Source organism: Pseudoalteromonas sp. P1-8 (assembly GCF_001399985.1).
Classification (GTDB): Bacteria; Pseudomonadota; Gammaproteobacteria; order Enterobacterales; family Alteromonadaceae; genus Pseudoalteromonas.
In genome coordinates this window covers 65,842-90,061 of the sequence record NZ_LJSO01000010.1, presented here as the reverse complement: position 1 = coordinate 90,061, position 24,220 = coordinate 65,842, and the positions used below count along the sequence as shown (strand labels likewise).

The 24,220-nt window shown below is 42.2% G+C and carries 21 protein-coding genes and 1 tRNA gene; 5 read left to right on the top strand and 17 right to left on the bottom strand.

Annotated features, from left to right (window positions below; translation table 11 throughout):
* The first annotated feature begins 164 nt into the window (after positions 1–164).
* A tRNA-Ala gene (locus tag AN213_RS14510) sits at positions 165–240 on the top strand.
* 158 nt (positions 241–398) lie between these two features.
* Here the strand turns inward: AN213_RS14510 and AN213_RS14505 are convergent.
* Complete coding sequence (locus AN213_RS14505) at positions 399–1,646, bottom strand: glutamate-5-semialdehyde dehydrogenase (protein ID WP_055198957.1); 1,248 nt, start codon at positions 1,644–1,646, stop codon at positions 399–401.
* Positions 1,643–2,749, bottom strand: coding sequence for a glutamate 5-kinase (gene proB, locus AN213_RS14500; RefSeq protein WP_054563496.1), 1,107 nt, complete (start codon positions 2,747–2,749; stop codon positions 1,643–1,645). Before proB ends, AN213_RS14505 begins: the two co-directional genes overlap by 4 nt.
* Before the next feature lie 909 nt (positions 2,750–3,658).
* On the opposite strand from proB, the gene AN213_RS14495 reads away from it, so the two are divergent.
* Positions 3,659–5,518, top strand: coding sequence for a sodium:proton antiporter (locus AN213_RS14495; RefSeq protein WP_054563495.1), 1,860 nt, complete (start codon positions 3,659–3,661; stop codon positions 5,516–5,518).
* A gap of 50 nt (positions 5,519–5,568) precedes the next feature.
* On the opposite strand, the gene AN213_RS14490 is transcribed toward AN213_RS14495, so the two are convergent.
* The 15 genes from AN213_RS14490 to cutA all read right to left on the bottom strand — a co-directional run bounded on the left by AN213_RS14490 (position 5,569) and on the right by cutA (position 21,223).
* Entirely contained in the window at positions 5,569–6,177 is a 609-nt protein-coding gene (locus AN213_RS14490; RefSeq protein ID WP_055198956.1) for a tetratricopeptide repeat protein, read from the bottom strand.
* Positions 6,178–6,293: 116 nt separating this feature from the next.
* A complete protein-coding gene (locus AN213_RS14485) occupies positions 6,294–7,607 on the bottom strand; it encodes an adenylosuccinate synthase (RefSeq protein WP_054552439.1) in 1,314 nt (437 codons plus the stop codon).
* Between the two features lie 225 nt (positions 7,608–7,832).
* A complete protein-coding gene (hflC, locus tag AN213_RS14480) occupies positions 7,833–8,711 on the bottom strand; it encodes a protease modulator HflC (protein WP_054563493.1) in 879 nt (292 codons plus the stop codon).
* Positions 8,712–8,716: 5 nt separating this feature from the next.
* Positions 8,717–9,883, bottom strand: coding sequence for an FtsH protease activity modulator HflK (gene hflK / locus AN213_RS14475; RefSeq protein WP_054563492.1), 1,167 nt, complete (start codon positions 9,881–9,883; stop codon positions 8,717–8,719).
* Between the two features lie 91 nt (positions 9,884–9,974).
* Positions 9,975–11,264, bottom strand: a complete 1,290-nt coding sequence (gene hflX / locus AN213_RS14470; RefSeq protein ID WP_054563491.1) for a ribosome rescue GTPase HflX — start codon at positions 11,262–11,264, stop codon at positions 9,975–9,977.
* A 17-nt stretch (positions 11,265–11,281) separates the two neighbouring features.
* Positions 11,282–11,545, bottom strand: a complete 264-nt coding sequence (gene hfq / locus AN213_RS14465) for an RNA chaperone Hfq (RefSeq protein ID WP_054552435.1) — start codon at positions 11,543–11,545, stop codon at positions 11,282–11,284.
* An 80-nt stretch (positions 11,546–11,625) separates the two neighbouring features.
* Positions 11,626–12,543, bottom strand: a complete 918-nt coding sequence (miaA, locus tag AN213_RS14460; protein WP_082401722.1) for a tRNA (adenosine(37)-N6)-dimethylallyltransferase MiaA — start codon at positions 12,541–12,543, stop codon at positions 11,626–11,628.
* A 15-nt stretch (positions 12,544–12,558) separates the two neighbouring features.
* Positions 12,559–14,403 (bottom strand): DNA mismatch repair endonuclease MutL, encoded by a 1,845-nt coding sequence (mutL, locus tag AN213_RS14455; RefSeq protein WP_055198955.1) that lies wholly within the window; start codon positions 14,401–14,403, stop codon positions 12,559–12,561.
* Between the two features lie 23 nt (positions 14,404–14,426).
* Positions 14,427–15,734, bottom strand: a complete 1,308-nt coding sequence (locus tag AN213_RS14450) for an N-acetylmuramoyl-L-alanine amidase (RefSeq protein ID WP_235575512.1) — start codon at positions 15,732–15,734, stop codon at positions 14,427–14,429.
* Positions 15,735–15,800: 66 nt separating this feature from the next.
* A complete protein-coding gene (gene tsaE / locus AN213_RS14445) occupies positions 15,801–16,274 on the bottom strand; it encodes a tRNA (adenosine(37)-N6)-threonylcarbamoyltransferase complex ATPase subunit type 1 TsaE (RefSeq protein WP_055020890.1) in 474 nt (157 codons plus the stop codon).
* Positions 16,275–16,416: 142 nt separating this feature from the next.
* Positions 16,417–17,757, bottom strand: a complete 1,341-nt coding sequence (gene accC, locus AN213_RS14440; protein ID WP_054552430.1) for an acetyl-CoA carboxylase biotin carboxylase subunit — start codon at positions 17,755–17,757, stop codon at positions 16,417–16,419.
* A gap of 23 nt (positions 17,758–17,780) precedes the next feature.
* Positions 17,781–18,245: an acetyl-CoA carboxylase biotin carboxyl carrier protein gene (gene accB / locus AN213_RS14435; RefSeq protein WP_054552429.1), complete on the bottom strand. Its 465-nt coding sequence runs from the start codon at positions 18,243–18,245 to the stop codon at positions 17,781–17,783.
* Positions 18,246–18,275: 30 nt separating this feature from the next.
* Complete coding sequence (gene aroQ / locus AN213_RS14430; RefSeq protein ID WP_054563486.1) at positions 18,276–18,728, bottom strand: type II 3-dehydroquinate dehydratase; 453 nt, start codon at positions 18,726–18,728, stop codon at positions 18,276–18,278.
* Positions 18,729–19,076: 348 nt separating this feature from the next.
* Complete coding sequence (locus AN213_RS14425; protein ID WP_055198954.1) at positions 19,077–20,903, bottom strand: protein-disulfide reductase DsbD; 1,827 nt, start codon at positions 20,901–20,903, stop codon at positions 19,077–19,079.
* A complete protein-coding gene (gene cutA, locus AN213_RS14420) occupies positions 20,903–21,223 on the bottom strand; it encodes a divalent-cation tolerance protein CutA (protein WP_054552426.1) in 321 nt (106 codons plus the stop codon). The genes AN213_RS14425 and cutA overlap by 1 nt, the downstream gene beginning before the upstream one ends.
* 162 nt (positions 21,224–21,385) lie before the next feature.
* Between cutA and AN213_RS14415 the strand changes: the two genes are divergently transcribed.
* The 3 genes from AN213_RS14415 to groL all read left to right on the top strand — a co-directional run bounded on the left by AN213_RS14415 (position 21,386) and on the right by groL (position 23,991).
* Complete coding sequence (locus tag AN213_RS14415) at positions 21,386–21,862, top strand: FxsA family protein (protein WP_054552425.1); 477 nt, start codon at positions 21,386–21,388, stop codon at positions 21,860–21,862.
* Between the two features lie 143 nt (positions 21,863–22,005).
* Positions 22,006–22,293 (top strand): co-chaperone GroES, encoded by a 288-nt coding sequence (locus tag AN213_RS14410; protein WP_036973362.1) that lies wholly within the window; start codon positions 22,006–22,008, stop codon positions 22,291–22,293.
* A 51-nt stretch (positions 22,294–22,344) separates the two neighbouring features.
* Positions 22,345–23,991, top strand: a complete 1,647-nt coding sequence (gene groL / locus AN213_RS14405; RefSeq protein WP_054552424.1) for a chaperonin GroEL — start codon at positions 22,345–22,347, stop codon at positions 23,989–23,991.
* Positions 23,992–24,220: the final 229 nt, after the last annotated feature.

The window sequence follows — 24,220 nt, the reverse complement described above, 5'->3', positions numbered from 1 at the left end:
TTGGATGAGCCTTGAACAGTGAATGCGCTTTAGTCTACCAAAAATAAAACAACAGAGTAAAAATTCGATCATTTTAAAAAAAATACTTGACCACAAATGCAAAAATATTTAAAGTTCACCCCGCTTGAGACGCAAGACTTAAGCATCCTGTATTTTAGGAATGTGGGGCTATAGCTCAGCTGGGAGAGCGCCTGCCTTGCACGCAGGAGGTCAGCAGTTCGATCCTGCTTAGCTCCACCACTTTCCTACCTCTCTTTAGGCAATCTGCCGAATCCTTAATAAAAACCAATAAATTCTAAATTAAAGCGACTTTATTAGTCTTTCTGCTGTCTTCGTTTTATTTTAAACACAAAAAAACCGAGCAAAGCCCGGCTTTTTAAGCAATTACTTTTTAGTGATTATTCACGAATTTGCCCTTCGCCATTCACTAAGTATTTTTCAGTTGTAAGTGACTCTAGACCCATTGGACCATAAGCATGTAGCTTAGTTGTCGCAATACCAATCTCAGCACCTAAACCTAACTGTGAACCATCAGAAAAACGCGATGACGCATTAACCATTACCACAGATGCATCCACACTGCGTTGGAATAACTCAGCTGCAGCTTGGTCTTTAGTACAAATCACTTCAGTGTGGTTTGAACCAAATTTAGCAATATGATCAATGGCACCAGCAAAGTCAGGTACAACCTTGATTGCGATTTCTAAATCTAAGTATTCTTCACCAAACTCGTCGTCAGCAAGTACTGTTGCATTATCAAAGTACTCGGCAGCTTTCGCATCTGCATTTACTTTTACGCCTTCTTGACGAAGAACAACTGCACACAGGTTTAAAAACTCATCAGCGATATCTTGGTGAACCACTAAGCCTTCTAGGGCATTACACACACCAGTACGCTGAGTTTTACCATTTAATAGTAAATTGATTGCTACATTCAAATCAGCGTCTTTATCAACATAAAGGTGACATACGCCTTTAAAATGCTGAATCACTGGAATGGTACTGTTTTCTGTTACAAAATTAATTAAACCTTCACCACCACGCGGAATGATTAAATCAATTGTGTCACGCTGTTGCATCAACTCCATGAGTAGACCACGGTCTGGATCTGGGATTACTGAAATCAACGCAGCTGGTAAACCATGCTTTTCAAGTACTTTATGCATTACGCTCGCGATTGCTTGCGAGCTACGTAGTGCTTCTTTACCACCACGCAAAATAACACCATTACCCGATTTAAAGCATAGAGCGCCTGCATCAGCCGTCACATTTGGACGTGCTTCATAAATCATACATACAACACCCAATGGTACGCGCATCTTGCTGATCTTAATACCATTTGGACGTTCTGAAATTTCACGTAATTGACCAACAGGATCATCAAGGCTAACAATTACTTCGATGCCTTCTGCCATTGCTTCAATACGCTCATCGTTAAGCGTTAAACGGTCAATCATCGATGCAGCAAGGTTGTTATCACGTGCTGCCGCTAAATCGCTTTCGTTCTCTTTGATGATAAAAGCTTTGCTTTCACGTAGCGCCTCTGCCATCTCAGTTAAAACTTGATTCTTAGTAGCAGTATCAAGTAAAGCTAACTGGGTTGCAGCTTTTGCAGCTTGACTCGAAATATCCGTAATTAAACTCATGACTTCTCCAATAATGCGATATCTTTTTCTGAAACAACTGGGCCGATTGAATCTTGCATTTTTTCGCTAAATTCACTTTGCTCGTTGTCAGCAATAAAATTCAATAAACAGCTACTGTAATTCGCTGTGGCTTTTGCTAGACGCGTACCATCATCACTACGGACTAAAATGGTATCGCCTACGCCAAATTCTCCGTGTACTGCAACGATTTCATCGCTACGAATACAACCGTCTTCATCTTCTAATGATTCATCAAATGAACCTTCAACGACAACCTCACCTTGCTCATTTGCTGTGTGAGTCATCCAATGCACTGCTTCTTGCATTGGTTTTTCGTATGGTGTGAAGATAGTACCTGGGTTGTCACCCGCTAGCAGTCGGTTAAATGTCTCTTCTTTAAAACCATTTAAAATAAAGGTTGTAATACCATGTGAAGTGGCTTTTTCAGCCGCTTCAATTTTTGTTTTCATACCACCTGTACCAACGGCACTGGTTGCACAACCGGCCATGGCATAAATTGACTCATCAATGCTTTCAATTTCAGGTAACAACACTGCATCTTCATGTAAATTCGGGTTTTTGTCATAAAGACCATCAACATCCGAAAAAATCATCAATGCATCTGCATCCGCAGCTGCAGCAACCATTGCCGACAAGTTATCATTGTCACCAACTTTTAAATCGTCGGTTGTTACCGTGTCATTCTCATTGATGATAGGTAACACACCATGCTCAAGTAAGGTGAAAACAGTTTCACGAATACTTGTGTAACGCTCACGGTCACGTAAGTCACCATGAGTTAATAAAATCTGTGCTGATGGGAAATCGAAGAAGCGATCCCACATCGCCATCATTTCTGTCTGACCGGCAGCAGCCATTGCTTTTTTCATCGTCACTGAACGCTTTTCTTGTTCAGGGAATAAATGCGAACCAGCAGCTACCGAACCCGATGATACTAAAATAACTTCGATACCTTGCGCTCGACAGCGAACGATGAACTGTGCAATGGTCAGTAAATAACGTGAGCGACACCCGTCTTGTTCGGGTGCGATTAATGCGCTACCTACTTTTAGTACTATACGTCGCCAATTTAACTTTTGCATAACTGTTCAACTTTCCATTTTACTATCTGTTCAGTGCCAATTTGCCACTGATTAAAAGACTCGCGCTTAGCTTTACTAAACGCACTGACTATTATCACTTTGCCAAACCACTTATCTATGCACACGACTACGCCACGCAAGTACTGCGATTAGATATAGCACAACTTTTATTCAGTCAGTAGACCAAACGGTTATAAACCATAAGTTGATAAAAAAAGATAAGTGTTGTTTATGTATCGCTGTAAAAAGCTGTGTGCGGCTTTTATTAATAACAACATACATAGAGCCTATACAATCTGGTACACCAGCAGATAGGGTGTAGATTGTATGACCGAGATTTAGCTGCCACGATGGGAGCTAAACATTGACCAGATAATGAACTTATATTCTATTCAACACGTAATAAATATGTACTGAACAACTTAGAGCTCATTTCTATTTAATTAGAAAACAAAGCGTATAAAACACTAATAATGTCGCAAACAAGTATCTTTTCAAAAAGCTAAGCTACAAAGAGTGTCTTTAAAGCCAATAACTATTTAGATATCAAATTGTTTGAACACGAACTATAATACGGGAAATCAGGGGCAAAGATCAAGTGCAAAAAGTAGTCATAACTTTTATACTTACCATAAACATAGAAAATATACATTTATTAACAGTACCTTAGGCGTGCAATTTTATTGTGTAATAATTTTTAACGAGCCTAGCAGGGTTTAATTTCATAAACACACCCAAAAAGTATTAATAACGACTAAAATCGTATTTGAAGCAACGAGTTTGCTTGTATCCATGACGGTGAGTAGGCTTTAATAGGCAAGCATTATTTTAATAATGTCAGCAACTAATGACGCGATTATCTAAGGCGTTGGCATTTTAAATTGTAGTAACTAAAGGATAATTCATTCTATGTCAGCAATTTTTATAGCAGGGATCGCCTTATGCTCAGTATTGGCACAATGGATAGCTTGGGCGTTTCGTGTACCGGCTATTTTATTTTTACTACTAACAGGTTTAATTCTCGGGCCTTTTAGTGGCGTGTTAGAACCAGATGCACTGTTGGGAGATTTATTATTCCCAGTGGTTTCTTTAAGTGTGGCCGTGATTTTATTCGAAGGTTCACTCACTCTGCACTTTCGAGAACTCAAAGGGATTGGCAAGGTAGTTCGTAACCTTTGTTCAATAGGCATGATCACAACTTGCTTAGTAATAAGCCTTAGTGCCTATTGGATTTTAGAACTTAATTGGCGTGTTGCCGCTGTACTTGGTGCGGTACTTGTTGTTACTGGCCCTACGGTTATTGCACCGCTATTAAACTCTATGAGACCAAACCAAGACATAGACCGTATTTTACGTTGGGAAGGCATCGTAATAGACCCTATTGGTGCCTTGTTTGCTGTATTGGTATTTGAAGCTGTTATGCTGGTAGGCCAAGGCGAAGTACTAAGCCATACTATTATCGCGTTATTTAAAACTCTCGGTGTAGGTTTAACCATTGGTGTGGTTGCAGGCTGGCTTACAACGCTGCTTATTCGTAGAGAATGGCTGCCGTTTGAGTTACACAAGTTTGGTATTCTTGCCTTAGTACTCATTAGTTTTACGGTTTCAAACCACCTAAGCCATGAATCTGGCCTACTCGCTGTTACCGTGTTTGGTATTTGGCTTGCCAACCAAGACGAACTTGAAATTGACTCTGTACTTGAGTTTAAAGAAGACCTTTCGATGATCTTGATTTCATCGTTATTCATCTTACTTGCTGCCCGCCTACAGTTATCAGACTTAATGATGTTACATAGCGATGTGTTTATTTTCTTAGCCATCGTGTTATTCGTAGCCCGTCCTGCGTGTATCGCAATATCGACTTTTAAAACCGATTTACCACTTAAGTCTCGCTTAGTTCTGGCTTGGATTGCGCCAAGGGGTATTGTTGCAGCGGCGGTTGGTTCAGTATTTGCGTTAAGTATGGTGGAAGCTGGCATTGCCGATGCAGAGAAAATTGTGCCACTTATCTTCACGGTGATCATCGTGACAGTGGTACTGCAAAGCCTGACAGCAACGCCATTAGCAAAGTTATTAAAAGTACGTCAGCCAGCGCCAAATACCATTTTGATTATTGGTGCAAACCATGTGGCCCGTGCCATTGCTTGCGGCTTAAAAGATCAAAACATTCCCGTGCACTTATCTGATCCTGCATGGGAGAACTGCAAAATGGCACGCATGGATGGCTTACCTTGTTACTATGGTAATCCACAGTCAGAGCATGCTGAGCGTTATTTACCGTTAACGACGATTCGTAGCGTACTCGCGCTTTCGCCTAACCGTCACCACAACGCATTAGGCGTGCAGTATTTCTCGCATTTACTTGACGAAAAAGATGTATTTTCACTGCGTTCTTCAACCAACCACGCTAAAGCAAATAAAGACAGTGCGACCTTCTTATCGCGACAAATTCTGTTTGGCGACAATGGCGCTTATGCGCGCTTAAGTAGCTTAATTGCCAAAGGCGGCAAGGTCAGTGCAACACGTATTTCTGAAGAGTTTAGTTGGGAGCAATACAAGGACGTTAATAGCGAAGCTATCCCGCTGTTTATTTTAAATGGTGAGAAAAGTGATGATGACGATTCACCTATTAAAATTCGCCCGTTCACTACAAATATGGAAAAACCTCCACAAGTAGGTGAACGTATTGTGGCACTTCAACCGCCTAAACTATCGGTGCTAAAAGACCCGAATAACGGCAAACTAAAAGAAAATAAAGAAGAGAAATAAAAAAAGGCCAGCATTAGCTGGCCTTTTTATTTGCATGTATTTTTATTTGCCTACATAGGTAAACGGGCGCGTGCAACGACGCTGTCTGGCATTTTTTCGGCAAGCTTAGCGAGTAAGTGCTCAATTTTTTTATGAGCGGCTTTATCGGCAACCATTGAATGAAATAACCAACGGTAGGCATCTTCATAATCGCGCGGGCTGCCATAACCTTGATTAAATAGGTTAACCAGTCGCATTTGTGCCTTTAAGTTGCCTTGGGCTGATGCTTCTCGTAAATAGGTTACCGCCATCGCTTTATCTTGCTGCACTAACTGGCCTACATCGTAGTAGCGACCAAGTTGCTCTAATGCCGCGCCTAGCCCTTGTTGAGCAGCCTGACGCATGTAATAGACCCCTAACTCTACATTACGGTCTACACACACAGCATAAGCTAGCATATCGCCATACAAGAACTGATACGATGGCAGTGCCATTTTATTGGCTCGCGCTTCGATATCTTGCACTAACTGGCAATCATCTGCCTTTACACGTGCTAGGTGTGCATTTTTATTGATCAAGCCAATTAACTCGCTCTCTGTGTACAGAGGCACAGCTGTTATAGGCTCTTCAGCCATGCTTAGGCTTGAGAAGAGTAATGTTAAAGGCAATAAAACACGCATCAAAATCACTTAAATAAAGTCAGTCTTAGCAAATAATATACAATTATCATTCCAGAGTGAATTTCGGGCACAAAAAAAGCTGCCGAGGCAGCTTCTTTTTTCAGTCACTATGACGATTATGCAAACGGGCTGCGTAATACCATAGTTTCTACACGGTCTGGGCCAGTAGAGATGATATCAACTGGAACGCCAGTGATTTCTTCAATACGTTTGATGTAATCAAGTGCCGCTTGCGGTAATTGATCAACTGACGTAGCACCTACTGTGTTTTCTGACCAGCCTGGCATCTCTTCGTATACTGGTGTTACTTTCTCGTAACCTTCAGCTGCTAATGGTGTAACGTTCGTTACTGTGCCATCTTCTAACTGGTAACCAGTACAGATTTTTAATGTTTCTAAACCATCTAAAACGTCTAGTTTAGTTAAACAGAAACCTGAGATGCTGTTGATTTGCACTGCGCGGCGCATTGCCACTGCATCTAACCAACCTGTACGGCGTAAACGACCTGTCGTTGCACCGAACTCATGACCTTTGTCACCTAAGTGCTTACCAACTGGATCTTGTTTATCAAGACCGTCGTAAAGCTCTGTAGGGAATGGACCAGAACCTACACGTGTAGTGTAAGCTTTAATAATACCTAGCACGTAATCAAGGTGTAATGGACCAAAACCAGCACCTGTTGCTACACCACCAGCTGTAGTATTTGATGATGTTACGTACGGGTAAGTACCGTGGTCGATATCAAGTAATGTACCTTGCGCACCTTCAAATAAGATGTTGTCGCCCGCTAAACGCGTTTGATCAAGAAGCTCAGTAACATCAACAACCATTGCTTTTAAGATATCTGCGATAGCCATTGCATCGTCAAATGTCTTCTGGAAATCAACTGGTTCAGCTTTGTAGTAATGCTCTAATGTGAAGTTATGGTATTCCAATACTTCTTTAAGCTTGCTAGCAAACTGTTCAGGGTTGAATAAGTCACCTACACGTAAACCACGACGTGCTACTTTATCTTCATAAGCTGGACCGATACCACGACCTGTAGTACCAATTGGCTTATCGCCACGTGCTTTTTCACGGGCTAAATCTAATGCAATGTGGAAAGGTAAAATTAATGGACATGCTTCGCTGATTAATAAGCGCTCACGTACTGGTACGCCACGCTCTTCTAGCATGCCGATTTCTTTCATTAATGCTTCTGGTGATAAAACAACACCGTTACCGATCACACACTTAACATTGTCACGTAATACACCCGATGGAATAAGGTGTAAAACCGTCTTTTCACCGTTGATTACCAGAGTATGGCCTGCGTTATGACCACCTTGATAACGAACTACTAAAGATGCTTTGTCTGTAAGGAGGTCAACTACCTTACCCTTACCTTCGTCACCCCATTGGGTGCCTAGTACAACAACGTTTTTACCCATTGCAAATTCACTTAGAAAAAATTAGGACGAGATTTTATCAGAAAACGAGGTGAAAGATCACCCCGTTTAGCTTATTTTTTCTGCGCATGAATTTTTAACTTCTTAATTACTTAAACAACTACATGCAGAACAGGGGTTTATAAAATAGTTAAGGATAAAAATTAATCACACGCAAAAACAAAAAAGCCCTACATAAAGCAGGGCTTTTTATCACACAAATATTAATTACTGTGCTTTTGTACCTTTCATATAATTAAAGAAGTCGCTATCAGGTGAAATCACCATCACGTCTTGCTTATTTTTAAAGGTGTTTTTGTAAGCTTCTAGGCTACGCACAAAACCGAAGAACTCAGCGTCTTTGTTATAAGCGTTAGCATAGATAGCGGCTGCATCGGCATCACCTTGACCACGAACAGTACGCGCATTACGCTCAGCGTCTGCAAGCATTACTGTTACACGGCGGTCGACTTCTGCACGAATTGTTTCAGCTTTTTCTTGACCTTCAGAACGGTGCTCTTTTGCAACCGCAGTACGCTCAGCACGCATACGTTGGAAGATTGAACTACTCACTTCTTGTGGTAAGTTAATTTGCTTAACGCGTACATCAAGTACTTCAATACCTAGCTCTTGTGCACTTTCAGACGCTTGAACTAATGCTTCTTCCATCAACTCACTACGCTCACCAGAAACGATCTCTCTGATAGTACGAGAACCGAAATTAGTACGCAGACCGTTGTTCACCTTTTGCTTAAGTAGTGTTTCAGCGTATTGCTTATCACCACGGGCACGCAGGTAGAATGCACTAAAGTCATTAATGCGCCACTTAACGTAAGAATCAACGATTAAGTCTTTTTTCTCACTTGTTACGAAACGGTCAGGTGCACCATCTAGCGTTTGAATACGTGCATCTAAACGACGTACTTGGCTAAAGAAAGGCACTTTTAGGTGTAAACCTGGGCCGTATACTACAGCCTTGTCGTCACTGTCTTTTTCAACTTTGCTGAATAACAGTACGATTGCCTTCTCGCCTTCTTGCACAACAAAAATTGAAGAGAAAGACAGCACAATAGCAATGGCAAGTATTACTAAACTAAAATTTTTCATCTTGCTTATCTCCCCTCATTAAAACGGTCAGTTGCGAAACGGTCATTGCTTGAATTTACCGTGCTGTTACGCGACGTGTTTATTTTATTGCGAAGGTCTTTGATATCACTTGAGCTTGGTAATGCAACACGTGTTGCTGTACCTTGCTTTTCCATGATTTTATCAAGCGGTAAATACATCATGTTATTACCACCTTCAACATCAACTAACACTTTAGAGCTGTTACCTAGCACTTCTTCCATCGCATCGATGTAAAGACGCTTACGAGTTACCTCTTTAGCAGCTTGGTACTCAGGTAATAGCTTTTCAAAACGTGCTACCTCACCTTGTGCTTCTAATGTAATACGTTCACGGTACGCTTCTGCTTCTTGCGTCATACGAGTAACTTGACCACGGGCACGAGGTTCAATTTCACGAGCATAGGCTTCTGCTTCACGGATGAAACGCTCTTCATCTTCTTGTGCAGCAATAGCGTCATCAAACGCGTCTTTTACTTCGCCTGGTGGACGTGAATCTTTAAAGTTCACATCGCTTACAATAATACCTAGATTGTATGGCTCGATGATTTTGTTAAGCTCATCCCACGTTTGTTGACGCACTAACTCACGACCTGTTGTTAGTACTTGGTCCATTTTTACGTGGCCAATTACATAACGTAATGCACTATCAAGTGCTTGTTGTAAGCTGTGGTCAGCATCAGTAACGCTGAACTTGTAAAGATGTGGGTCGATAACACGGTACTGTACTTCAAACTCTACATTTACCACGTTTTCGTCTTCGGTAAGCATAAAACCTTTAGCAGATAACGAGCGTACCGCTTCGATATCAACAGGGATCACGCGTTCAATGAAGGTCATTTTCCAACGTAAGCCAGGTTCTGCAATGCGATCGTATTGCCCAAATTGTAAAACAATACCGCGCTCAGCTTCTTTTACCGTGTAAATACCACTTAATGCCCATACAATGATGGCAATAATAAGGATGAAAGAAATGCCTGCGCCACCAAGTCCACCGCCGTTTTTACCTGGCTTATTACCACCAAATAAACCGCCAAACTTGTTGCCGAACTTACGCATTACCTCGTCTAAATCAGGTGGGCCTTGATCTTTTCCGCCTTTATTATTCCACGGATCTTTATCATTGCCATTATTACCCGGTTCATTCCAGGCCATAGCTATACTCCATTGTTATCTAAATGAATTAGGTTAAATCTATCAAATCTACAGCATTTCTCATACTAAAAAAGACAAATGCTGGTGATTTTTAATCAGTCACTACGAAAGAGTCGAGGTCTTGTCCCATCTCTTTTTTCAAGCGATTCCATTCTGCCATTGGCAAGCGTACCGATAATAACCAGTTTCCTTGCTCATCAAAACACTCTTGATGAACTGCATTTAAGTTGAATAATGCTGCCCGAATACGACCATGTTGTGGTGGTAATTTTAGCTCATCAGCAAACATCTTTTTGGCAAGTAACTCATTAATTGCCTCACTTAGCAGTTCACAACCAACGCCAGTGCGCGCCGACAACCAGACTCGTACCGGTTGACCTTCGTCGTTTCTATCTATACGTGGCGCAACGTCATCTAGCGCATCAATTTTGTTATAAACCAATAATTGCGGCACTTCATCTGCTTCTATTTCTTTTAAAACAGATTGTACTTGCTCAATATTTTCTTTTCGACGAGGGTCTGCCACATCGATAACATGTAGCTGTAAATCAGCTTCACGAGTTTCTGTTAAGGTTGCTTTAAATGCTGCAACAAGGTCATGTGGTAAGTGACGAATAAAACCTACCGTATCAGCTAAAATAATTGGACCTATATCGCCGATATCCAACTTACGTAAGGTTGGATCTAGGGTTGCGAATAGCTGGTCAGCAGCATACACATCTGAGTCTGTAATACGGTTAAATAACGTTGATTTACCCGCATTGGTATAACCTACCAGTGACACAGTTGGAATTTCATTGCGCGTACGCGCACGTCGTCCCTGCTCACGTTGAACAGCAACTTTATCTAAACGGGCACGAATGTTTTTAATTCTTGCGCGCAGTAATCGTCTATCGGTTTCGAGCTGGGTTTCACCTGGGCCACGTAAACCTATCCCGCCTTTTTGTCTTTCAAGGTGGGTCCAACCACGGATCAAGCGAGTAGAAATGTGGCGTAACTGAGCTAACTCAACCTGAAGTTTACCTTCGTGAGTACGCGCTCGCTGCGCAAAAATATCTAAGATCAAACTCGTACGATCAAGAACGCGGCACTGGCAAACGCTTTCTAAATTGCGTTCCTGTGACGGACTAAGTTGATGGTTGAAAATGATGACATCTGCATTGTGGATTTTGACAGTTTCAGCGATTTCTTCTGCTTTTCCGGTCCCGACGAAAAGTTTCGGATGTGGTGCTTGACGACTGCCTTGCACAATCGCCAAACTACTAACACCAGCAGAAGATACCAACAACTCTAATTCGTGAAGATCTTCGCGATCTCCCTCTTTAGGTAAGTCGATATGAACTAAAACTGCCTGTTCGCCGGCTTCATAACGGTCAAACAAGCATTACGCTCCTAAGTTTAAAAATTTCCAGATTCTTGCTCTTCTGAATCATCACTTCCTTGAACGCCTTGGAAGTTAACAGAACGCGCTGGAACAACAGTTGAAATAGCGTGTTTATACACCATTTGATTTACGGTGTTTTCAAGTAAAATAACAAATTGGTCAAATGACTGGATTTTACCCTGCAATTTAATGCCATTAACCAAAAAGATTGATACTGGAATGCGCTCACGACGTAACGCATTTAAAAATGGGTCTTGTAACGACTGGCCTTTTGCCATGTTATTTTCCTTCGTTCTAGGTGTTATTATAATTAAGTAGCTGAACTAATTTAACAAAGCTAAAAAACTTCCAGCTACTACTAGCTTAGCGAACTTACTACACGTTGCAAGTTTTCTTCATCACCCGTGGTCAACCAAGTTACTTCAGGCCAACCTCTTAACCAAGTGAGTTGTCGCTTGGCTAACTGCCGTGTGGCTGCAATACCACGAAAGACCATTTCATCATAGTCAATTTCGCCAGCAATGTAATCCCACATTTGTCTATAACCCACACAACGAATCGAAGGCAGGTCTGGGTGTAAATCATTACGTTTATATAGGGATGAAACTTCATTTTCAAACCCCTGATCGAGCATTATTTTAAACCTTTTCTCAATTCGCTGATGTAATTCACTGCGATCATCAGGTGCAATGGCAAATTGATGGAAAGTATAAGGAAGCTCAGGCTGCTTTTGTTTTTGCAGCTCAGTCATTGTTTTGCCTGTAATACGATACACTTCTAATGCACGATTAATTCTTTGCGAATCATTTTCGCTCATTTTTTTTGCTGCATCAGGATCGATTTTCACAAGCTCTTTATGCAAATGTGGCCAGCCAAACTGCTTTGCTTCCTTTTCGAGTTCAGCACGTACTTCAGGTGATGCCTCTGGTAGCGGTGATAAGCCATCAATAAGCGACTTAAAATACATCATTGTACCGCCAACCAATACAGGTACTTTACCTTGCTGATGAAATAGATCAATCTTTTCAATTGCATCACGGCGAAAATCTGCCACTGAATAACTATCTGCTGGGTCGATAATATCGATCAAGTGGTGCGGCGCACGAGCAAGCTCTTCGGCATTTGGTTTTGCGGTGCCGATGTCCATATCTTTATAGACTAATGCTGAATCAACACTGATTATTTCTGTGTTTAAATGCTCACACAGCGAAATTGCTAAATCTGTTTTCCCTGCAGCGGTTGGTCCCATTAAAAAAATGACGGGTAAGTTATTCAAGCCTAAATACCTTGCTTAGTTTAAAAACTGAGATAGTTCTATTTTAACTGCTTTTTGACGTAAAAGTTGCATAGTTTGTGGATTATTTTCTAACCGAGCCACTTGCTCCAAAAAGGCTTGGCTTGCGTAATAGCGTGCTGGGATTTGCTGAGCTAACCAAGCTAACCATTCATCGAGTGAACTTGGTGAGGCTTTACAGCCAGCAATAAGTCGCTCAATAGCATCACTTACATCAAGTAAATAGACACAAGGCGGAAGCTTTTTCACCATCACAAACTGTTTTTCAATGACTAAATCAAAACCAAGTAAGGTAAACCACGACTGCTGAGCATTTAAAGCACTAATATCATCAGCACTTGCATTTACTCGCACAGGTAACAACAAGGCTTTGCCATCAAGGCTACCTGCTTGCTCTACGTGCGCTTGCCAGTCGAGTGCTAATGCATGCTTAAAGTGCGCAGCAAAGAGTTGGTTGTCTTCACTAAATACGCACTCGCCATCTCGTACATGAATAAGCTTGGCAAGTTTTGCTTGCTCTACAACCGGTGCTGTAACACTTGGTTCAGGGCGTACTTGGTCAAAATGCGCAGCATGTTGCTCGCTGATCCCTTGATAAAATGCATTGACATCTTGGTGCGATGTTTTACTGCGACCTTGGCTGTCACTACTAAAACCACCGCCAGAGCGACCTGCTCCAGTTGCCCCAGAATAACTCGCTGAACGTGTCGGCTGTAATTCAGATTTAGGGTAATCATACTGCTCTGTTGGCGCTGATTGAGTAAAACTTGGCTGTGTGCTGCTTGAGTGCGCCTCATCAAACGGAGCATGCTGAAAAGCAGTGTCATTATGCTCTGTAAAACCAGCTTCGTGCTGAAGCGGCACCACCACTTGTTTTATTGCCTGCAGGATAAAGTCATGCACTAAACGGCCTTGATGAAAACGCACTTCATGTTTTGCTGGGTGCACGTTTACATCGACCTGACGTGGGTCAATATCAATATAAATGACAAAACCGGGCAGCTCTTCTGAACCTGCGACTTCTTCAAAGGCTTGACGGATTGCATGCAAAATAAGTTTATCGCGCATCATGCGATTATTCACATAGGTATATTGCGTGCTATTAGTTGAGCCCACGGGTAATACCCAACCGCGCAGCATCAAACCAGCTTCACCTGATTGAATATGCAGCCCCTGCTCACTAAATGCTTTGCCAGCAACTTGAGCGACACGCGCTATTGCTTGCTCAGGGTTTGGTTTAGCACGGTATTGGCGCACAACTTTGCCATTATGAGTCAGGGTGATAGAGACATCAAAACGACTCAGCGCAATACGCTTTATGAGCTCATCAATATGTGAAAACTCGGTTTTCTCGGTGCGAAGAAATTTACGGCGCGCAGGGGTATTAAAGAATAAGTCTTTCACCTCAATGGTGGTGCCATCAGGGTGTGCGGTTGGCTTAATCTGCACCGCCATATCGCGACCTTCAGCAAACGCTTGCCATGCAGCCTCTTGCTGCTTTGGTTTTGAGCTTAAGGTTAACCGCGACACGGAACTAATTGATGCTAACGCTTCACCACGAAAACCCAATGAACAGATGTTCTCAAGGTCATCGAGTGACTTAAGCTTACTCGTGGCATGGCGCGACAAGGCTAATGTTAGCTCATCTTTATTAATGCCAGAGCCATTATCGCGAATGCGAATAAGCTTATGACCACCACGCTCAATATCTATTTGAATGCGCGTTGCGCCAGCATCTAAACTGTTTTCTACCAACTCTTTAACAACGGATGCAGGGCGTTCAACCACTTCACCCGCAGCAATTTGGTTAGCCAATCGCGCGGGTAGTATTTCTATACTCATAGTGTTCCTAACACGAAAATTGACTAGCTTTGAGGAATATCAAGCTCTTGACCAATAAATAAGGTATTTGATTTTAAGTTGTTGGCCGTTTTTAGCTTACTCACAGAGGTGTTATATCTGCTTGCTAAAATACTTAACGACTCACCAGGGCGAACTTTGTGTTTAGTCGGAAACTGCGACTTTAACTTAGCGAATAGCGAGTCATCTGGCGGGTTTTGCATATAGTAATTTTTAATCGAGGTGAAAATTGCTTTTGCTAAGCGCTCCTGATGCTGCGCCGTTTTTAGCATTCGCTCTTCGCGTGGATTCGAGATAAACCCTGTTTCAACCAAAATAGACGGAATATCAGGTGACTTTAATACTGCAAGGCTCGCCGCTTGTGGGCGTTTCTTATGCATTTTAGCCACTTTTCGTAATTCGCTAACCACTTCTTCTGCGACACTAAAGCCTGTTTTCATCGAGTGATCCATCGACATATCTAGCAGTGCTTGCGCTAAATATTTTTCGCTTGCGGTATCTTTTAATACCCCAGCTGCACCACCTAAAAGCTCTGAGTGTTTCTCTTTATCCTCAATCCATTTACCAATTTCTGAATTTGCACGGCGCAGTGATAGCACCCACACAGAAGCACCGTTTGGCTGTGGACTAGTAAAGGCATCCGCATGAATCGACACAAAGAAGTCAGCTTTTTTCTTACGGGCGATGCTAGTACGGGTGTTTAAATTTACAAAGTAGTCACTGCGGCGCACCATGCGCGAAATCATGCCTTTTTCAGCATCTATCATTCGCTCTAAACGCTTCGCTATTTGTAGCGTAATGTCTTTTTCATAAGTCCCTGACGGACCAATTGAACCTGGGTCTTCACCTCCATGACCTGCGTCAATCGCAATAACAATATCGCGCTCTTGATGAAGCTCACGCTTTTTCACACTGGTGTTGGTCGAAGCAACAGGCTCTGCCTTCGGTGTTTTATCAACAAGGTCAACCACTAAGCGGTGTTCATATGGATCAGTTGGTAGTAAAGCAAATACCACTGGTTTGCTGGCACGGGCTAACTCAAAAACAAAGCGCACACTTTTGCTGTCTTTAGGTTTTGAGTAACGTAGTTTTGAAACAATCTGATGCTTTTTAGGAATAGCTGGCAAGCTATCTAGTTTGTCGGTATTTTTTAAATCAATGACTAAACGAGCTGGATTTTTCAGCATGAAATAGCTGAAATCAGGTTTATCGTTTAAATCAAAGACCACACGAGTGCTGTCAGGTGAAGGCCACACACGTACGCTATTAATAGTATTTTGTGCAAGCGCAATCTGGCTCACAACCAATAACATCAAAGTAGTTAATAGTTTAAACGTACAACGACCCATTTTTACTAATACACCTTTATTTTTATATGTTTATTCTTGCGCGCTCTTAAGTTGCTGAACAATTGCCTGACCACGTTCGGTTAAGCTGTTAATTGCAATGGCACGCGCCTCGCCTTCATAGCGTAGGGTGATATCAAGATCCGGTGTTGGAATAAATTCGCCGCCTTTTTCTGGCCATTCCACAACACAAATAGCCTGTGGTGAAAAATAGTCACGAATTCCCATATATTCAAGTTCTTCAGGGTCACCTAAGCGATATAAATCAAAGTGATAGACATCAGCTTTAGCTAATTGGTAAGGCTCAACCAGTGTATAAGTCGGACTCTTAACCTTACCTTGATGACCGAAGCCTTGCACGATACCACGGGTTAATGTCGTTTTACCGGCACCTAAATCACCATGTAAATAGATGACTGCCCCTTGCTCCATCAAGGTTGCAAGTTGCTTACCCATATTAACCGTTGCTGCTTCATCAGCGAGTGGAAAACCAACACTGTCGGTCATTATTACCTCATGAAAAACTAAAAACACATTACTTTGTTAATCATACCAGAATAATTTTGTAAGGCGAGAGCCGCTCTTATGCCTAGTTTGACAAAAAAAAGCCGGCAAAGTTGCCGGCTTTTTAGCTTAAACAGAATTTTGTTTACAGACCTAGTTTCTTCTCAAGGTAGTGGATGTTTGTGCCACCGTTTTGGAAGTTTTCATCTGCCAAGATTTTCTTGTGCAGTGGTGTGTTGGTCTTGATGCCATCGATCACTAATTCGTTTAACGCATTGCGTGAACGAGCAATAGCTACATCACGGTTTTCACCGTAACAGATCAGCTTACCAATCATTGAATCGTAATGAGGTGGTACTGTGTAATCTGCGTAGATGTGGCTGTCCCAACGAATACCTAAACCGCCAGCAGGGTGGAATCGCGTGATTTTACCTGGTGATGGAATAAAGGTGTCTGGGTCTTCCGCATTAATACGGCACTCAATTGCATGACCACGAATAACCACATCTTCTTGTGTGAATGATAATGGTTGACCCGCTGCAATTTTTAGCTGTTCTTTGATTAAGTCAACGCCAGTAACCATTTCTGTTACAGGGTGCTCAACCTGAATACGGGTATTCATTTCGATGAAATAGAACTCGCCGTTTTCGTATAAGAATTCGAACGTACCTGCACCGCGATAACCGATTTCGATACATGCACGAGTACAACGGTCACCGATGAACTTACGCATTTCAGCTGTGATACCTGGCGCTGGCGCTTCTTCAACAACTTTTTGGTGACGACGTTGCATTGAACAATCACGCTCACCTAAGTGAACTGCATTGCCTTGGCCATCAGCAAGTACTTGAACTTCGATGTGACGTGGGTTTTCAAGGAATTTTTCCATGTAAACCATACCATTACCGAAGAACTGCTTTGCTTCTTGCTGAGTAAGAGCGATTGAATCAATCAGTTCTTTTTCGCTGCGAACAACACGCATACCACGACCACCGCCGCCGCCTGCTGCTTTAATGATTACAGGGTAACCAATACGCTTAGCGATTTGAATGTTGCGCTCACTGTCTGCCGTTAATGGGCCATCAGAACCTGGTACACAAGGTACACCGGCTTTACGCATCGCTTCGATTGCAGAAACTTTGTCACCCATTAAACGAATTGTGTCGCCTTTAGGACCGATAAATACAAAGCCGCTTTGCTCAACTTGATCAGCAAAGTCTGCATTTTCAGAAAGGAAACCATAACCTGGGTGGATAGCAACTGCGTCTGTTACTTCTGCCGCTGCAATAATGCGCGGAATATCTAAGTAACTTTCAGTGGCTGCTGGTTTACCAATACAAATTGTTTCGTCTGCCAGTAACACGTGCTTAAGATCACGGTCTGCCGTTGAATGCACAGCAACAGTTTTGATCCCAAGCTCTTTGCAGGCGCGCAGTACGCGAAGTGCAATTTCACCTCGGTTTGCAATGACTACTTTATCTAACATAGAGTTGGCCTTTTGTTGCGCTATTATTCAATGATGAATAAAGGTTGATCGAATTCTACTGGCTCGCCATTTTCAACTAAGATAGCTTTTACTGTGCCTGCTTTATCAGATTCGATTTGGTTCATCATCTTCATTGCTTCAACGATACATAACGTATCGCCAACATTTACTTTAGAACCTACTTCTACGTATGGTGCTGCTTCTGGAGAAGCCGCTGAGTAGAATGAACCTACCATAGGAGATTTAACTTGGTGACCAGTCGGTGCAGCTGGAGCAGCCGCTTCTGCTGCTGGAGCTTCTGCTACAGGAGCTGGTGCCGCTGCTGGCGCAGGTGCTGCAAACTGTTGTGGTGCATACTGCATTGCAGGTGCTGCAGACATATTGTTACGATTGATGCGTACTGACTCTTCACCTTCAGTGATTTCTAATTCAGCAATACCAGATTCTTCTACTAATTCGATAAGTTTTTTGATCTTGCGAATATCCATTGAACGACCCGCCTGTTAGTTATTTAAAAATTAATGTGTGTTTTGCAACCGGCTAACAGCAGCTTCAAGTGCCACCTTATAACCCATTGCTCCTAATCCAATAATGACGCCTTGTGCCACATCCGAAAAATACGAATGATGACGGAATGCTTCTCGAGCATGCACATTACTTAAATGCACCTCGTAAAAGGGAATGTTTACACTGAGTAATGCATCCCGTAAGGCTACGCTTGTATGCGTAAATGCAGCAGGGTTGATAATAATTGCATCAACCGCTTGCCATGCATCGTGAATGCGTTCTATTAATGCAGCTTCACTGTTACTTTGGAAATGCGTTAAATCAACATTGAGACCGGCAGCAACCTGACTAAGTTCAGCTATAATCTCATCAAGAGATTGAGTGCCGTACTTTTCTGGTTCACGCTTGCCAAGCATGTTTAAATTTGGCCCATTTAGAACTAAAAGTTTGAATTTTGCAGCCATAATACGCGATATATCCTATAAGTAAGCAGTTTAACCATATTCATCATAAACCCACGCTTAACCTAAGCGTGCTGATGTAAAATAGCAACTATTTCTCACGTTAACCACCTATTATAGATATTTCGACGTAAATAGCAGCAAAATACTGGTCTAATCACTCCCTATTCTTGGCAAAGTCAAGCATAGCAAGGCACACAACAGGGTCATTCTAAGCGTTTTCCTGTTGATTAATTGAGCTTCACTGAGTGAATTTGCTATTTTTCACTTAAAATAAGTATTTTTTATGATGCAGATACGAAAACGCCACTCAGATGAGTGGCGTTTTGCTATTTTCTTGCACGTTTGCGTTTATTTAGCGCTATTTCGAACTTTTGCTAAATGTTCTGCAAAGTCTTTGGCATTTAAAAAGCCTGTTACGCGTTGCTCTAAAAGCTCATTACCTTGGCTATCGAAGAACAAAATGCTCGGCAACCCAAATACCGTGTATTCTTCCATTAGCTCTATGGTTTTTGCATCGCTTTCAGTTAAATCGATTTGAATTAATTCAAAGTGAGCAAATTGCTCTTGCACTTTAGCGTCAGGAAACGTGTAGTGCTCAAACTCTTTACAGGCAACGCACCAGTCGGCATATAAGTCGACCATTACTAAGCGCCCCTCGCTACTTGCCTGTGCAATTTCTTCTTTTAATTCACTTAGATTAGCAACTTGTCTAAAACCATGTGTTTTTACAGCAGCTTCAGCAACCACCGCTTTACTAGGCCAAAAATAATTTTTCGTTAAACTCGCCCCAGTCACAACCAATAAGGTTGCTGCAAACCACAATGCTGTTTTTAGCTTGCCTTGTGATTGACCACTTTGCCAATGGTGTAAATAAAGTGCTGTAGCAAGAGCTAATAAACCCGCCATTAACCAAATGATTTCAATATCAACAATACGCTCAAGCAGAATAAGTGGTACAACTAGCATAATGAAACCAAATAGGGTTTTCACTTGCTCCATCCAACCACCGGCTTTTGGTAGTAATTTACCGCCAGAAGTCCCCAGTAATAATAACGGTAAGCCCATGCCTAAACTGAGCACATAAAGTGTTAAACCACCGACAAGATAGTCACCACTTTGCGCCACATAAAGTAAAGCAGCAGACAATGGTGCTGTTGTACACGGTGAGGCAATCAAACCAGACAGTACACCCATCATAAATACGCCAACATAGTTGCCGCCTTTTTGCTGGTTACTAACCTGAGTGAGCTTATTCATCATGCCGCTAGGTAATTTGATTTCGTACCAGCCAAACATCGACATTGCCAATAATACAAATAAGATACTAAAGCTAATTAGTACCGTCGGATGCTGTAAATACCCTTGTACTTGCCCACCTAATGATGCAACCACTAAGCCCAGTGCTGCGTAAGTAACGGCCATACCTTGTACATATACAAACGACAGCGAGAACGCTTTTTTAGTCGATAAATTCTGCTGACCTGCTATAAGGCTCGACAGAATCGGAAACATTGGGAATACGCATGGCGTAAAGGCAAGACCAACACCAACTAAAAAGAAGATTACTAGGTTAGTTAGTAAACCTTGCGATGCCAGCTTATCGGTATATGACTGCTCACCAGCTGGTTTTGAAACTTCTTGAGAAGGGGCTGATGAAGCTTCATTAGTATCGGCTGCTTGTGTTAATGCCGCTAATGCGTTCCCCGCATCTGCAGCCTGTGATACTTGCTCACCTGCAATCACAGATAAAGGAATGGTTCTAACTTCTGGCGGATAACATAACCCCGCCTCGGCACAGCCTTGAAAACGCACTTTAACAACCGCACCTTCTGTGATGTTACTGAGCTTAGAAACCACACTTAACGAATCAAAGAATACCTCGGTCTTACCAAAAAACTCATCTTCAATAATCACGCCCTTGCCAAGATCAGGAATTTCAATATCTGCGCCTTTGGCAATAATTTCGACTTTCTTTTTATAAAGGTAATAATCAGGCGCAATATCCCAGCCAATAAATAAGGTTTTGCCTTGCTGGTCAAAATCGAAAACAAAAGCCTGATCAACTGGGAGAAATGTTTGCTCCGCAGGTTGTAGTAGATTTCCAAGTAAATTGTTATTACTCGCGCTTGCTGGCATAAGCCACAATGCACAAAGTAATAAAAGGAACGATCGCATTAATTAAGTACCTCATCCATCCAATTAAAATAGGCTAAATTGCCTGTAGCCACATCAACGACCTGAATTTCAGGCACCTCATAACTATGCAATTTCTTGATAGTTTGGATCACCTCATTCATTTTTTCTGACTTAGTTTTGATCAGTAACTTACTCTCAATAGCTTGAGTAACCTCGCCTTCCCACATGTAAATAGATTCAATAGTAGGCAAAATATTCACACAAGCAGCTAGCTTTTCTTTAACTAGATGTTGTGCCAACTGGCGGGCTTCAGCCTCATTTGCACAAGTCGTAAAAATAAGTCGAAAATGCGTAGTCATAAGGAACCTTTATTTGATTACGTGAGTCGCACCATAGTAGCCGATAGTAACTATAATGTGTAGCGAGCAAGGTGATCCTAGGTTCCGTCTTGAAAAATGACCTGCTCACCCCAATTTATATTTCACTGACTCGAAAGAGAATGACATTTTTTAGAGAGCGTTATGTTTAGATTTTTGTTTTTGTTATTTATTTTAGTGCCGATTGTGGAGATCGCGTTACTCATCCAAGTGAGTGAAGTGATCGGCGGCTTTGCCACCATAGCGCTTGTAATTGTGACCGCGATTGTCGGTGCGAAATTAGTGAAGCAGCAAGGTATGGGCGCGATTCAAAACGTGCAATTACAAATGGCACAAGGGCAAATGCCTGCAAAAGAATTATTTACTGGATTATGTGTCATTATCGCCGGTGTTTTATTAATGACACCAGGCATCATGACTGACTTTTTTGGCTTTTTACTACTCACGCCAGCAATCCGCAACAAACTGGCTGCAGGTCTTGCTAGTCAAGCAACTGTGCGTATGAGTTCGCAGGCAAATCAAGGCTCTGCACACTTCCAATATCATAGTAAAACAACCACTCATGAAGAGCCAAACCATCAACCGACAACTATTGATGGTGAATTTGAGCGAAAAGATTAAAATTTTTTAATTTTTGTACTTGGATTTTTTTAAGCCACCCCCATTAATGAATGCAATGAAACGCAACGGGTGGCTTAGCACTCCCCTGCAATAACACAAGATTTTTTCTGTACTGTTCAGAAACTGTTAGGAGAACTAAATAAATGAACATTCGTCCTTTACATGATCGCGTCATCGTTAAGCGTCTAGAAGAAGAAACTAAGTCTGCTGGCGGTATTGTATTAACTGGCTCTGCAGCTGAAAAATCAACTCGCGGAGAAGTTATCGCTGTTGGTAATGGCCGTGTTTTAGACAACGGTGAAGTAAGAGCATTAGAAGTTAAAGCCGGTGACACTGTGCTGTTCGGCTCTTATGTTGAAAAAGCTGAAAAGATCGAAGGTCAAGAGTACCTGATCATGCGTGAAGATAACATTCTAGGCATTGTAGGCTAATCCTACTTTTCGTTTAGCAACCCGTTTACAGAATTTAAGAGGAATTTAATCATGGCAGCAAAAGAAGTACTTTTTGCAGGTGACGCACGTGGCAAAATGCTAACTGGCGTAAACATTTTAGCAAACGCAGTAAAAGTAACTTTAGGTCCTAAAGGCCGTAACGTTGTATTAGACAAATCATTCGGCGCTCCAGTGATCACTAAAGATGGTGTATCTGTAGCAAAAGAAATCGAGCTTGAAGACAAGTTCGAAAACATGGGCGCACAAATGGTTAAAGAAGTAGCGTCGAAAGCGAATGACGCTGCAGGTGACGGTACAACAACTGCAACAGTATTAGCACAAGCTATCGTAAACGAAGGCTTAAAAGCAGTTGCAGCGGGTATGAACCCAATGGATCTTAAGCGCGGTATCGACAAAGCAGTTACTGCAGCAGTTGAAGAGCTTAAAGCACTTTCTGTTCCATGTGCAGACACTAAAGCAATTGCACAAGTAGGTACTATTTCTGCTAACTCTGATAAAGAAATCGGTGACATCATTGCTGAAGCAATGGAAAAAGTAGGCCGTGATTCAGGCGTTATCACTGTTGAAGAAGGTCAGTCGTTAGAAAACGAACTAGACGTAGTTGAAGGTATGCAGTTTGACCGCGGTTACCTTTCTCCATATTTCATCAACAACGCTGAAAAAGGCGCTGTAGAGCTAGACAACCCATTCATTCTACTTGTAGACAAAAAAGTATCTAACATCCGTGAGCTACTACCTACATTAGAAGCTGTTGCAAAAGCTAGCAAGCCACTACTTATCATTGCTGAAGACCTTGAAGGTGAAGCACTTGCAACTCTTGTTGTGAACAACATGCGCGGCATCGTTAAAGTATCTGCGGTTAAAGCACCTGGTTTCGGCGACCGTCGTAAAGCAATGCTACAAGACATCGCAGTGTTAACAGGTGGTACTGTTATTTCTGAAGAAATCGGTTTAGAGCTAGAGAAAGCGACAATCGAAGACCTAGGTACAGCGAAGCGCGTTGTGATCACTAAAGATGATACAACAATCATCGACGGTGCAGGCGAAGAAGACGGCATCAATGGTCGTGTTGCACAAATCAAAGCACAAATCGAAGAAGCGACGTCTGACTACGATAAAGAGAAACTACAAGAGCGTATGGCTAAACTAGCTGGCGGTGTTGCAGTAATCAAAGTTGGCGCAGCAACTGAAATCGAAATGAAAGAGAAAAAAGACCGCGTTGAAGATGCACTACACGCAACTCGCGCAGCGGTTGAAGAAGGTGTTGTACCAGGTGGTGGTGTTGCACTAGTTCGCGTAGCAAGCAAACTTGTTGAACTTGCTGGCGACAACGAAGATCAAAGCCACGGTATTAAAGTTGCACTACGTGCGATGGAAGCACCACTTCGTCAAATCGTAACTAACGCAGGTGACGAAGCATCTGTTGTTGTTAACTCAGTGAAAGGCGGTGAAGGTAACTACGGTTACAACGCAGCATCAGGCGAGTACAACGACATGATTGAAATGGGTATCTTAGACCCAACTAAAGTAACGCGTTCTGCACTACAGTACGCAGCTTCAATCGCAGGTCTTATGATCACAACTGAAGCTATGGTTGCTGAAATCCCGAAAGATGAGCCAGCTGCTCCAGATATGGGCGGCATGGGCGGCATGGGTGGTATGGGCGGCATGATGTAATTATCCCTCCCAAGCACTTTGCTTAAAAAACCCAGCTCCGGCTGGGTTTTTTGCATTCATTTACTTGCTCTGTAAATAAACAAAGACCTTCTAACTTTACAAGTCATTTGAACCCGCAATAAATAGTTGCCTTTTCCTAATCACCCTTAATTTTGTATTTTACATACTTGTACCTAAGTATATACTGGTGCGAATACTACTAGAATGCTCCAAATACGTTCAGGATAAC